This is a genomic window from Flagellimonas alginilytica, assembly GCF_042134605.1.
Taxonomy (GTDB): Bacteria; Bacteroidota; Bacteroidia; order Flavobacteriales; family Flavobacteriaceae; genus Flagellimonas; species Flagellimonas alginolytica.
This window is the reverse complement of sequence record NZ_CP169638.1, coordinates 2,363,724-2,377,097: the sequence shown is the minus strand read 5'-3', so window position 1 is coordinate 2,377,097 and position 13,374 is coordinate 2,363,724. Positions and strand designations below refer to the sequence as shown.

Sequence of the window (13,374 nt, the reverse complement as noted above, 5' to 3'; positions counted from 1 at the left end):
TTAACCAGAAATATTAAAGTTAATGGAGATTATTGATTCTTAATCTTGGAAAATCAATCTACCATTGAAGATTTCCTCTACGTCAACCTCAGGCGGAGTGTTCACACTGATTACATCCCCTGTTCCGCGAATCACTCCACTCAAACTTTGCTGCGGATTCACAAAAACATCGTTGGAACCTCTATGGTTTAAGTTAACATTTTCGGACACCAGTAGTTGGGCCTCTATCCTTGAATCCCCTGCTGCGATATTTAAATTTAGGTTTTCAGTTTCGCCACGAAGCTTAAAATAAGCAATGCCGTTTACTGTAATTCTAACCGTAGATGACTTTAATTCCATATCAAAAGAACCGTCCGTAGTCTCGGTTTCCGGGTTATTAAAACTTTCGGCAATTAAACTTAAAGTAGGATATTCCAAAACCCCATCACTCGAAATCAACAGTCCTGTGCTACTCCTTATTTCGGTCAAATTCGGAGAAGTAATGTATACGGTTGTCAAACCATAATCGCGGACATAGTTACAGCTATTTTCATTTCTAAGAACTAAACGGTCCTCTTCCACAATGGCGGTAACTTCATTTCGCAAATATTCCCCAGTTTCTATTTCCACCGATTGTTCATTGCCTTGTTTTAGCACCACATTAAGGTTTTCAAAAACAGTGATCTTGGCAAATTCGGGAAGATCGATCTGTTCACGCACCAGGTCACCAGCATTTTGAAAACAATCGGGAACATTTTCGCCATTACAAGAAATCAGAATTAGAAAAAATACCAAATAAAAACGCCTCTCGATTGCTCTCGAGGTGACATTAATTATTCTTTCACATCTTCTAAATTCTAACATCTCTAATCTCAATACTATAGTCTAATTCCTATTCCAAATTCTACGGCTTCCGCTTTTGCTCCATGCGATTTTAGGGTAACCGCTCCAAAAATCTTCTCCCCAAAATAGCGTTTCATACCAATCCTATTGTAGATTTTCCCCTCAAAATCGAACGGGTAGTACACATAATATCCCAATTGGGCAACAACACTCATCTTATTCACAAAAAGTTCATGACCTATAAATACCCCTACCCGCTTATAATCGGCATCAGGGTCAACATCCAATTCTGGGAACGATATGGATTGATAACGAATCAACTCCTTTAAAAAATTGGAAAAGAAAATATCGGTTCCCAGTTGTATAGCGCTTCGTTTTCCCAAACGTTTATCGGCATAGGCCGAAACAATGGCAAAGCCATACCGACCCATGCTGATTACGTCACTTTCATTAGCTCCAGCCCGAAACACTAAGTTATATCGAACAGGCTCCGATATTTCCCCAGTTGATTCTGGTTTTAGATACTTATAAGTAGTTTCATGATCTAAATTATACGTCAAGCCAATATTAAAGGCAAACGTATTGGTCGAAGTATTGGGCGCCTTAAAATTGGCATTGGAATAATGGATAAAAGACAACCCAGCATTCACTCCCAAACCGGCGAAGAGGTTTTCTTTATGATAGTTGAGCATCAACAAGGTACTGCTCAAAATATGGCTTCCGTAGGCATTGTTCCTGAAATTTTCATCTTTATCGTACGGGTTGGTATTGTAAGCCAATCCCTGAGCAACTCTCAATTGAACATTTCTTTTAAGAAAGTAAAAATTGTAATGTCCGTAAAGTCCAAAATGATCACCAAGGGTTGGATTGTTCGTATTTTGATAAACAAAGGTGTAGCCTGTATCTGGATAACCAAAATCCGCTTCCCATTCTTTTTGTCCGTAGGTTTTTCTACTTATTCCAAGGATTACACCTGCCGGATGATTGGTGATCAAGTGCGAAATATCCGGGTTATGGAGCAATATGGAGCCGTAAAACTGATTCGCATCCAACACGAATTTTTTTGGGTCTTCATCCGATTGGGAAATCCCTAAAAATGAAGTCAACAATAGAATTAGGCCAAGTAGGTACCTCATGGATAGCTAAAGTAGGAAAATTAAAAAAGTTCCTTGGCAATTGCCTTTATATTATCTGATTTTCCCATGGAATAGTAGTGTAACACGGGTACTCCGGACTCCTTTAATTCTTTTGATTGCTGAATTGCCCACTCCACACCAACTTGTCGTACTTCTTGGTTGGTTTTACAGGCCTCTACGGCATCTATAAGATCTTGTGGTATGTCCACTCTAAAAACTTGGGGCAACAATTGTAAATGCCTTTTAACCGCTATGGGTTTGATTCCAGGAATAATCGGCACTTCAATACCCATTTCGCGGGCAGCCTTAACAAAGGCAAAGAATTTTTGATTGTCAAAAAACATCTGGGTCACCACATAATCCGCTCCCAAATCCACTTTTTCCTTCAAACGTTTTAAATCGGATTGCAAAGAGGGTGCCTCCATATGCTTTTCGGGGTAACCTGCCACACCTATGCAGAAGTCTCCACAATCATTGGATTCAATGGAATCGTGCAAATAGTTTCCTTGGTTCACATCATAAATCTGTTTTACCAATTCGGAAGCATATTGGTGCCCGCCCTTGGTGGGCATAAAATATTTTTCCTCTTTACGGGCATCACCACGAAGCGCCATCACGTTCTCTATCTCCAAATACTGGCAATCCACCAACAAATATTCGGTTTCCTCCTTGGTAAACCCACCACACAGCACATGTGGAACCGTATCCACATCGTATTTATGTTTTAATGAAGCACATATACCTAAGGTACCGGGACGCGTTCGTGTCAACTTTTTGTCCAGCAAGCCATTTTTCTCTTTGTACACATACTCTTCTCTAGAGGTGGTCACATCTATAAAAGGTGGCTTGAACTCCATTAAAGGGTCAATATTTTTATAGAGTTCTTGAATACTCTTCCCTTTTACGGGTGGAACGATTTCAAAACTGAAAAGCGTTTCTCCGTTTGCTTTGTTTATGTGGTCGGTAATTTTCATTTTACGGTTATCCGTTAATCGTTATTAGTTGATGGTTGATGGTTGATGGTTGATGGTTGATGGTTGATGGTTGATGGTTGATGGTTGATGGTAAAAATTAGAGAGATCCATAATAATTTATAAAACCATTTAACAACTTTTTGCAAAGTACTATTTGACTCAAAATTAAATCCAATTCCTTTTGACTTAAATATTCTTGATCAAATGACAAAAACAATTGTGTCTCCAACTCATATAATGAACCTCTTGCAATGTATAAAAATCGAATGGTATCATTTGGAGTTTTTCTACCACATCCTTCTGCAATATTTGAAGGTATCGAACAACTACATCTTCTTATTTGATTGGTCAGGCCATATATTTCTTCCTTTGGAAATACTTTGGTCAAGTCATAAACCAACTTAACCAATTCACGCGATTCTTTCCAAACATCCAATTCGATATATTCCATTAACCAAAAACTGTTAACTATCAACAATATTAGGTGCCAGCCACTTTTGGGCCTCTTCCAGTTTTATATTTTTTCGTTCAGCAAAATCCTGAACCTGATCTTGCTTTATTTTTCCCAATCCAAAATATTTGGCTTCGGGATGTCCAAAATAGTAGCCACTTACACTGGCAGCCGGCCACATGGCCAAACTATCGGTCAATTTCACGCCTATTTTCTCTTCCACCTTCATCATATCCCAAATTGTCAGTTTTTCCAAATGGTCGGGACAGGCTGGATAGCCCGGTGCAGGTCGAATACCTCGGTATTTTTCTTTAATCAGAGCGTCGTTATCCAGATTCTCATCCACGGCATAGCCCCAATGTTTGGTTCGTACCTCTTTGTGCAAATATTCCGCAAAAGCTTCAGCCAACCTATCGGCCAGAGCTTTGATCATAATGGAATTGTAATCATCGTGGTTTTTTTCAAACTCAGTAGCCAATTCTTGGGTTCCAAATCCTGTGCTCACACAAAAACAACCTATATAATCCTGAATTCCCGAATCTTTTGGAGCAATAAAATCTGCCAATGCGATATTGGGAACCCCTTCCCGCTTTTTTAATTGTTGACGCAGCGTTCTGAAGATAAAGATTTCACCATCCTTGTCTACTTCAATATCATCTTCATCAATTTGATTGGCTGGAAATAACCCAAAGATAGCTTTGCCTTTCAACAGTTTCTCGTCCAAAACTTGTTTTAAAAGTTCTTTGGCATCCTTAAAAAGCTCCTTGGCCTGTTCCCCTACCACCTCATCGTTCAAAATATCAGGATATTTTCCATGGAGATCCCAACTTCGGAAGAATGGAGACCAATCGATGAATTCCTCCAATTTAGTCAAATCGAAATCTTCCAACACTTGAACACCCAATTGGTTCGGTTTTTTAATATCTGATGGATTCCATTCGATTTGCAATTTATTTTTTCGAGCATCTTCCAACGTCAAATATTCCTTGTGTTTGGAACGATTCAAAAACTTATCGCGAAAACTCTCGTAATCCAGTTTGATGGATTTTTTATACTTCACCGAAGTCTCCTCCTGAAGCAAATCACCCACCACGGTTACGGCTCTGGAAGCATCGTTCACATGCACCACAGAATGACTGTATTGCGGGTCGATTTTTACAGCAGTGTGAGCTTTACTGGTTGTTGCGCCACCAATCAAAAGGGGCACTTCAAAGTTTTGGCGTTCCATTTCTTTGGCCAAAAACACCATTTCATCCAAAGATGGGGTAATCAAACCGCTCAAACCGATAATATCCACTTGCTCTTCCTTGGCCTTATTGATGATTTTTTCTGGAGGTACCATCACCCCCATATCTACAATCTCGTAATTATTACAGGCCAGCACCACACTCACAATATTCTTTCCAATATCGTGCACATCGCCTTTAACCGTAGCCATCAAAATTTTACCTGCTGCTTTGGCATCTTTATCTTTTGAAGCTTCAATGTAAGGGGTTAGGTAGGCCACAGCCTTTTTCATTACCCTAGCAGACTTAACCACCTGTGGCAAGAACATTTTTCCACTACCGAACAAATCACCAACCACATTCATACCTGTCATCAAGTTGCCCTCGATGACTTCCAAAGGTTTGGTTGCTTGCTGACGAGCTTCTTCTACATCTTCAACTATATATTGATCTATTCCCTTGACCAAGGCACGGGTAATCCTATCTTGCAGCGGTTCTTCCCGCCAAGACAGATCCACCTTACTCTCTTTGGCTTTACCTACAACGGTTTCGGCAAACTCCAAGAGTCTTTCGGTAGCATCATCACGCCTATCCAAAAGCACATCCTCCACATATTCCAAAAGATCTTTAGGGATATCATCGTAGACCTCCAACATGGTCGGATTTACGATGCCTATATTCATTCCGGCTTTTATGGCATGGAACAAAAAGGCAGAATTAATCGCCTCGCGAACAGGATTGTTGCCCCGAAAAGAAAAAGACACATTGCTCACCCCTCCACTTACGCTACAATAGGGCAAATTTTCCCTAACCCAACGAGTGGCCTCAATAAAGTCAACTGCATTTTTCCTATGTTCTTCCATTCCTGTGGCCACGGGAAAAATATTGAGATCGAAAATGATGTCTTCCGGTGGGAAATTGACCTTGTTGACCAACACATCATAGGATCGTTTGGCAATTTCAATTCGTCGTTCAAAATTATCTGCCTGTCCAACTTCGTCAAAAGCCATCACGATTACAGCGGCTCCATAACGTTTTATCAACTTGGCGTGGCGGATAAATTCTTCTTCTCCTTCTTTTAGACTAATGGAGTTTACTACACATTTTCCTTGTACCACTTGCAGACCCGCTTCGATGATTTCCCATTTGGAACTATCGATCATAATGGGAACGCGGGCAATATCCGGTTCGGAAACTATCAAATTCAGGAATCTGACCATGGCTTCCTTTCCATCGATCAGACCATCATCCATGTTAATGTCTATAATCTGGGCACCACCTTCCACTTGATCTCGGGCAACATCTAAGGCTTCGTCGTACTTTTCTTCCTTTATCAACCGTAAAAAACGCTTGGAACCTGCCACATTGGTCCGTTCTCCCACATTGATAAAATTACTGTCGGGGGTTACCACCAATGGTTCAAGGCCACTCAGGCGTAAAAAGCGTTGTTCGTTGTTCGTTGTTCGTTGTTCGTTTATTTCCATCGCTATATTTCCAACAACATTAACAAATTACGGATAACGATAAAGACCTTGGCTCATAATCCTTTACTACATCTGCAATGGCCTTGATATGTTCCGGAGTGGTTCCACAACATCCACCTACGATATTTACCAACCCTTTTTCTACGTATTCCTTTATTTGTGCGGCCATTTGTTCTGGCGTTTCATCGTATTCGCCAAAAGCATTCGGCAATCCTGCATTGGGATGGGCAGATACTGCAAATTCTGATTTGGCGGAAACCACTTCCAAGTGGGGCACCAATTGTTTGGCTCCTAAGGCACAATTGAATCCTACCGATAAAATCGGGATATGTGAAATGGAAATCAAAAAGGCTTCGGCGGTCTGACCGGACAATGTTCTGCCCGAAGCATCGGTAATGGTACCGCTGACCATCACGGGAACTTCTATATTCCGCTCATCTTTTACTTCCTCAATGGCAAAAAGAGCTGCCTTGGCATTCAGTGTATCAAAAATGGTTTCCACCAGTAAAATATCCACAGCGCCATCGAGCAGCGCCTCAACTTGTTGTTTGTATGCAATTCGAAGTTCATCAAAGGATATGGCACGAAATCCTGGGTCGTTAACATCGGGCGACATACTGGCTGTCTTATTGGTCGGGCCAATACTTCCCGCAACAAACCTTGGTTTTTTTGGGTTTTTATCAGTGAATTCATCGGCCACTTCCTTTGCAAGCTTGGCCGATTCATAATTGAGTTCGTATACCAATTCTTCCATACCATAATCTGCCATGGCTATGGTTGTTCCCGAGAAGGTATTGGTTTCCAAAATATCGGCGCCAGCTTGTAAAAAGCTGCGATGTACTTCTTTTACCGCCTCTGGCTGAGTCAATGAAAGTAGATCGTTGTTACCCTGCAGATCACATGGCCAATCTTTGAAACGTTCGCCCCTAAAATCCTCTTCCTTGAATTTATAGCGCTGCAGCATGGTGCCCATGGCTCCATCCAACACTAAAATCCGCTTCTTCAGTATATCTTTAATTTTTTCCATAGTATAATTACCTTCAAAAAAGGATGTAGTGAAATCAAGAAAAGTGCGGAAAAATACGGTGTTGTATTTCTTTCGTTATCCTTCCCCCTTCAGGTTGATCTTCCAAAAGGTCTTGAAATGAATTCAAGACAGGGGTAGAATGTAGCACCTTCTCGAGGTCGAGGGTTGCTAAGGCTTCACAGGGTCCAATCCCTCCACCTTTCTTGATAACACTTTCAATTTATAAATGAACTGAACTACAAAGAAACGGCTCTCCTCATTGAAAAGCAAAAAAAGCCCCTGAATATTTAGAAAACATACCATTAAAAAAACGGGTTGATCGAACAACCCGTTCCCTGTTTTAATGCTGTAATGTTAATTTACAGCAGCATTCCCCCGGATACTTCGATACGCTGCCCATTGATCCATTTGGCTTCTTCAGTGCATAAAAATGCAACCACACCTCCAACATCGTCCGGGACTCCTACTCGACCCAATGCCGTAATATTGGTTATGGCCGTTCTTTTTCCTTCATCATTTTTATTGGATCCACCACCAAAATCGGTCTCAATGGCCCCAGGTGCTACCACATTTGCCCTTATTCTTCGGCCTGCCAATTCTTTCGCCTGGTATCTTGTCAAGGTCTCAACTGCTGCTTTCAAGGAACCGTACACCGAAAATCCGGGAAATGAAAAACGGGTCAATCCACTCGAAATGTTCACAATAGCACCTCCATCTGATAGTATGGGCAACAATTTTTGGGTTAGAAAAAAGACTCCTTTAAAGTGGACATTCACCAAAACATCGAACTGATCTTCGGTAGTCTCGAGTATAGGAGTATTGATTCCTATTCCTGCATTATTTATTAAAAAATTAATCGTTGATGCTTTAAAATAGCTGTTCAATACTTTTTTTGTTTCACCCACAAAGGCATCAAAACTTTGATTGTCCGCCACATCCAGCTGGAGTGCATATGCTTTTTGACCATTTTTTTCAATTTGGTTTACCGTTTTATCAGCTTCTTTTTTATTGCTATGGTATGTCAACAGAACATGGAATCCTTTTTTGGACAATTTGATGGCCATATCCTCGCCAAGTCCGCGGCTTCCTCCTGTTACCAATGCTATTTTTGCTTTGTTCATTTTACTTGATTTTTGATTATGAACAAAAGTAACCCCAACAGCCGAAGTTTGCTTGCGAGTATCAAACTGTTATTTGTAAAAATCAAACTTTGAGGGCCGACCTAAATTTTAAAGGGGAAAGTTGTGCGTGTTTTTTAAAAAAGTTGGAAAAATGTGCTACTTCTTCAAACCCAAGACTAAATGCGATTTCAGAAATGGTCCAATCGGTGTTATTGAGCAAGATCTTGGCTTCCTCAAAAATTCTGGAATGAATAATAGTGGTAGTGGTGAGGCCTGTGGTCTCCTTTAAAACCTTGTTTAAATGATTGGCGTGCACGGCCAATTGTGCGGCATAATCGTTGGCCGTTTTGAGCATCAATCGTTGAACCCTCGAATTTATAGGAAACTGTCGCTCGAGCAATTCAACAAACATATCCGTAATGCGGGTAGAGGCATTATGACTGTTTTCTGTTGGGAGTTTTGGTTGGAGTTTTTGCCCTATGTGCAGCAATTCAATAATATAGGCACGAATCAAATCGAATTTAAAGGGATAATCGGAAGACAATTCGCTATCCATTTTTTGAAAAAGCAGTTCCAAGTCGGCGTATTCTTGATTGGAAATTGTTAGGATAGGATAACTTCCCGGTTGAAATAACGGGAACTTTTCTAAAATAACCCCACTCTTATCTTTAGATAAAAAATTTTCGGTGAAGACACAAAAATACCCCGCCTGTTCCCCTTCCTTTGGCAGATAGTGATATGGGATTTTGGGCGATGCGAACAACAGCGCCTTATCATTTATTTGAATCACCTTATCGGCATATTCCGCCGTGTTCTTACCACTGATCAAGCTTATTTTAAAATAAGAACGGCGATCATATCGCATTTCCCCCTTGTTCAACTTTGTGCGGTACTCGGTAATATTGAACACATTAAAATGTCCAATGTCCTTGCCGATACCCTCGGGAATGGGCAATTGGAGTTTTCCATAAAAGTCCTCAAGCGTGAACATTTCGGCCATTTTTTTGTAAAATTCAAATATAACCTAAAAACAAAAACACCCTCCAAAATTGCTTCTGAAAGGGTGCCCCTGCTTCTAAAAACTAAATTATCTAGTTGATACTCTGTACCACTTCTTTTTTGGCTTCTTTTTTGGTACCATCAAATCCTTGAACGCCGCCCACCGTGGTATACTTCATTACAAATCGCTTATCGGGATTTATGATTTGATAGGCAAACTGACACATTACCGCAGCTTCATGGAAGCCCGACAAAATCAATTTAAGTTTCCCAGGATAGGTATTTACATCGCCAATGGCAAATACGCCGGGAATATTGGTCTGGTAATCTTTTGCATTGTTTACTTTGATGGCATTCTTTTCGATTTCCAATCCCCAGTTACCGATAGGCCCCAGTTTAGGCGACAATCCAAAAAGCGGGATAAAATAATCGGTTTCTACGTAAGCATCTTCCTTTGCTTGATCATTATATTTTATTACGACGGCATGCAATTCGTCCTTCCCATGAATTTCTTTTACCTCAGCTTCGGTATATAGTCGAATCTTGCCCAATTTGGCCAACTCCCGCGCTTTTTCCACCGAATCCAGAGCCCCACGGAATTCGTTTCTACGGTGTACCAAAGATACCTCGGAGGCTACATCGGCCAAAAATATGGACCAGTCCAAAGCTGAATCACCACCACCAGAAATCACTACTTTTTTATCACGGAATTGCTCTGGGTCCTTAATCATGTACTCCACCCCTTTGCTTTCAAAGAGTCCGATATTGGCAATCAATGGCTTTCTAGGTTCAAAAGAACCTAGCCCTCCTGCAATCACCACCACTGGAGCGTGGTGTAGGGTACCTTTGCTTGTAGTTACGATAAAAGAACCATCCTCTTGCTTCTCCAAAGTTTCAGCTCGCTCACCCAACGTAAAACCAGGCTCGAACGGCTTTATTTGCTCCATAAGATTATCCACCAAGGTACCCGCCAAAATTTCTGGATAGGCTGGAATATCGTAAATCGGTTTTTTAGGATAGATCTCGGAACATTGGCCTCCCGGTTGTGCCAATGCATCAATTAAATGACATTTTAGCTTTAACAATCCTGCTTCAAAAACAGTGAACAAACCCGTTGGTCCCGCCCCGATTATAATAATATCTGTTTTGATCATACTACTACTTTTTAATTCGTCCTTAAAGCCCCTTCGACTCCGCTCTGGGTCCTAAAGTGCTGACATTTGATTTAATTTTTCTCTAGCAATTTTTCTCCCTTAATTTGATACTCTTCTTGAATATCCAATATTTTTTGACGGTGATTCACCACTTCTCCGATCACAATGATCGCTGGATTGGATAACTGCTGCCCCCTTGCCTTGTTCTCAATAGAGGCAACAGTTGCTATTCCAACCCTTTCGTGATTTGTTGTGCCATTTTGGATAATGGCCACTGGTGTATTTTCTTTTCCTTCTTTTTTGAAGAGTTCCATAATCTCCCCCAGTTTGGACATCCCCATAAGTATGATGACCGTGGCGTTGGATTTTGCGGCCAAAGCCACATCGTTGGACAGTTTATGTTCTTTGGTGGTTCCTGTAATGACCCAAAAGCTTTCGGCGGCGCCTCTCTTGGTCACAGGAATATGTTGTGATGCCGGTACGGATACCGAAGATGATATTCCCGGCACAACTGCAACCTCGATTCCATACTGAGCGGCATGTTCCATTTCTTCTGCCCCACGGCCAAAAACAAATGGGTCCCCTCCTTTTAACCGCACTACATGCAGCCCTAGGCTTGCTCGTTGCACGATCAAATCATTGATTTGCTCTTGTTGATAAGCATAACATCCTTTGCGCTTTCCCACAAATATTTGCTCGGCCTGATCGGTATACTCCAATAACTCCGTCGACACCAATGCATCATATAGCACAACATCTGCACTTTGCAAGGCTTTGACACCTTTTAGGGTAATCAACTCCACATCTCCCGGGCCTGCGCCAACTACGGTCAACTTTCCTTTACGCATGTTCCAATTCCAATTTTCTGAACGTTTCCAAACGTTGCAGCACTGTTTTGGCATCTTCCAGATAGCTTTTTGCAAATGCTTCGGATGGTTCGTTCTTGTTCAATTGAAGGGCCACTTTATCAAAACCTCCCTCAAAGGCTATTTTTCCAGTTTCCACATACAGCCTATCAAAATCCTTGATGATGCTCGCATGGGTATTGGTCTTTACTTTTTCGGCCGTCAACAATGCCTTCGCAGAATTCACAATGGATTGGTAGGAGTAATAAATACTTGCCGCCCATTTTCTTTCTTTGATGGCCTCTTCGGCATTTTCAATCTTCTCTTGGCTTTCAAAGAACAATGTGGCCACAAGGTCAACAATGACTCCCGCACATTCCCCGATTCCAATCTCCTTTTTATATTTTTCCTCGTTGCCCCAATCGATAAAATCATCTTGGGTCAAATTATCCACATCCGTCAACGGTTTAAGGAAATCATAGAAATAATGTTGTCCTTTATCTTCATAATAATCGGTAAAAGAAGTTCCATTTCCGTTGGCTTCGAAGTCATCCAAAATAAGACGCAAAGCCTGCGGCCCTCTTTTACTTGGAATCTTAGCGACTTTGTCGGCAAATCTTGCTTTTCCATCACCATAATTTCCTCCGCCCAATAAAACTTGAAGTGCGGGTGCCACCAATTTATCCTTGGTTCTAACGGACATGCCTTGAAACCCAATATGTGCCATGTTATGCTGACCACAAGCGTTCATACATCCACTGATCTTGATAACCACATCTGGATTTTTGATGTATTGAGGATATTCAGCTTTGATTACTCTTTCCAACTCATCGGCAATTCCCGTGCTACTGGCAATACCCAAATTACAGGTATCGGTTCCCGGACACGCGGTGATATCCAGTGCTTTGTTATAGCCAGCTTCGGCAAAGCCAAGTTTATTCAATTCTTGGTAAAAGAATGGCACCAATTCCTCTTTTACATATGGAACCAATATGTTTTGTCTTAGGGACAAACGAATCTCCCCTGCTGCATAATTCTGCACCAATCTGGCCAGTTTACGCGCCTTGTCCGTGTAGAAATCTCCCAATAGCACTTTAATCCCGATAGCCACATAACCTTCTTGTTTTTGAGGCACCAAGTTGGTTGATTTCCACTCTTCAAACGCATTTTGGTCTTCAATTATAACTTCTGGAGTATCAACTTCAGCAATTTTTACTTTTGGATAATCCTCAAAGTTGATGGCATAGGTTTGGTGTGGAACTGCGGTTTGTTCTTCTTCCAGCAATTGTTTAAAACCATCCAGACCGATATCCTTCAGCAAAAATTTCATACGGGCTTTTGCTCTACTTTTTCGCTCTCCGTATCTATCGAACACACGGATAACACCTTCCATCAACGGAATAATTTTATCCGTAGGCAAAAAGCTGTAGAGTTCATCGGCATGGCGTGGTTGAGAACCCAATCCGCCTGCCAACATTACTTTGAACCCTCTTTCACCATCTTTTTCTTTGGCGATAAAACCAAGGTCGTGCATATAGGAAAGTCCGGTGTCGGCATCACTGGCAGAGAAAGAAACTTTGAATTTTCTTCCCATTTCCTGCCCAATAGGGTTTCTCAAGAAATATTCGAATACTGCTTGGGCGTAGGGAGAAACATCAAAAGGTTCATCTACATCGATTCCTGCAGTTTCACTAGCGGTTACGTTGCGAACGGTATTTCCACAAGCTTCCCGAATGGTTACTTCATCCTTCTCCAGTTGCGCCCAAAGCTCCGGAGTGCGTTCCAAGTCCACATAATGAATCTGGATATCTTGACGAGTAGTGATATGCAATCGTCCTCTAGAGTACTCATCGGAAACATCTGCAATCCGCAACAACTGATTTGAGGTCACCTTTCCATAAGGCAACTTAATCCGAATCATTTGTACCCCAGGCTGGCGCTGCCCATATATGCCTCGAGCCAACCGAAGGCTCCGAAATTTTTCCTCGTCAATATTGCCTCCATTGAACTGGTTGATTTTTTTTTCCAGATCAATGATGTCCTTTTCCACTACCGGGTTTTCTAATTCTGTTCTAAAGCTTTGCATTTCCTATTTATCCTATCTTTTTTATAGGTTTTATTGATAAGTATTCTTA

The 13,374-nt window shown here is 41.4% G+C and carries 11 protein-coding genes and 1 riboswitch; all 11 genes read right to left on the bottom strand.

Annotation, left to right across the window (positions count from 1 at the left end; all coding sequences use genetic code 11):
- Nucleotides 1-39: 39 nt before the first annotated feature.
- A complete protein-coding gene (locus ABTP35_RS10480; protein WP_313790255.1) occupies nucleotides 40-699 on the bottom strand; it encodes a head GIN domain-containing protein in 660 nt (219 codons plus the stop codon).
- Between the two features lie 158 nt (nucleotides 700-857).
- Nucleotides 858-1,958, bottom strand: a complete 1,101-nt coding sequence (locus ABTP35_RS10475) for an acyloxyacyl hydrolase (RefSeq protein WP_293296505.1) — start codon at nucleotides 1,956-1,958, stop codon at nucleotides 858-860.
- Between the two features lie 20 nt (nucleotides 1,959-1,978).
- The gene (metF, locus tag ABTP35_RS10470) at nucleotides 1,979-2,932 is read right to left on the bottom strand and encodes a methylenetetrahydrofolate reductase [NAD(P)H] (protein ID WP_293296507.1); all 954 of its coding nucleotides are present in this window, start codon (nucleotides 2,930-2,932) and stop codon (nucleotides 1,979-1,981) included.
- Nucleotides 2,933-3,029: 97 nt separating this feature from the next.
- A complete protein-coding gene (locus tag ABTP35_RS10465) occupies nucleotides 3,030-3,383 on the bottom strand; it encodes a four helix bundle protein (RefSeq protein ID WP_293296509.1) in 354 nt (117 codons plus the stop codon).
- Nucleotides 3,384-3,396: 13 nt separating this feature from the next.
- On the bottom strand, nucleotides 3,397-6,093 hold the full coding sequence (gene metH / locus ABTP35_RS10460) for a methionine synthase (RefSeq protein WP_293296511.1): 2,697 nt from the start codon (nucleotides 6,091-6,093) through the stop codon (nucleotides 3,397-3,399).
- A gap of 19 nt (nucleotides 6,094-6,112) precedes the next feature.
- A complete protein-coding gene (locus ABTP35_RS10455) occupies nucleotides 6,113-7,120 on the bottom strand; it encodes a homocysteine S-methyltransferase family protein (RefSeq protein ID WP_293296513.1) in 1,008 nt (335 codons plus the stop codon).
- 74 nt (nucleotides 7,121-7,194) lie between these two features.
- Nucleotides 7,195-7,333, bottom strand: a riboswitch (SAM riboswitch).
- A gap of 146 nt (nucleotides 7,334-7,479) precedes the next feature.
- Nucleotides 7,480-8,241 carry an SDR family oxidoreductase gene (locus tag ABTP35_RS10450; RefSeq protein ID WP_293296515.1) on the bottom strand — a complete coding sequence of 254 codons (762 nt, stop codon included), beginning with the start codon at nucleotides 8,239-8,241 and terminating at the stop codon, nucleotides 7,480-7,482.
- Between the two features lie 82 nt (nucleotides 8,242-8,323).
- Nucleotides 8,324-9,232 (bottom strand): AraC family transcriptional regulator, encoded by a 909-nt coding sequence (locus ABTP35_RS10445; protein WP_224835352.1) that lies wholly within the window; start codon nucleotides 9,230-9,232, stop codon nucleotides 8,324-8,326.
- A 100-nt stretch (nucleotides 9,233-9,332) separates the two neighbouring features.
- Nucleotides 9,333-10,394, bottom strand: coding sequence for an NAD(P)/FAD-dependent oxidoreductase (locus ABTP35_RS10440; RefSeq protein WP_293296519.1), 1,062 nt, complete (start codon nucleotides 10,392-10,394; stop codon nucleotides 9,333-9,335).
- Nucleotides 10,395-10,465: 71 nt separating this feature from the next.
- Nucleotides 10,466-11,242, bottom strand: coding sequence for a uroporphyrinogen-III C-methyltransferase (gene cobA / locus ABTP35_RS10435; protein WP_293296521.1), 777 nt, complete (start codon nucleotides 11,240-11,242; stop codon nucleotides 10,466-10,468).
- Nucleotides 11,235-13,325, bottom strand: coding sequence for a HEPN domain-containing protein (locus ABTP35_RS10430; RefSeq protein ID WP_293296523.1), 2,091 nt, complete (start codon nucleotides 13,323-13,325; stop codon nucleotides 11,235-11,237). Before ABTP35_RS10430 ends, cobA begins: the two co-directional genes overlap by 8 nt.
- Nucleotides 13,326-13,374 lie beyond the last annotated feature (49 nt).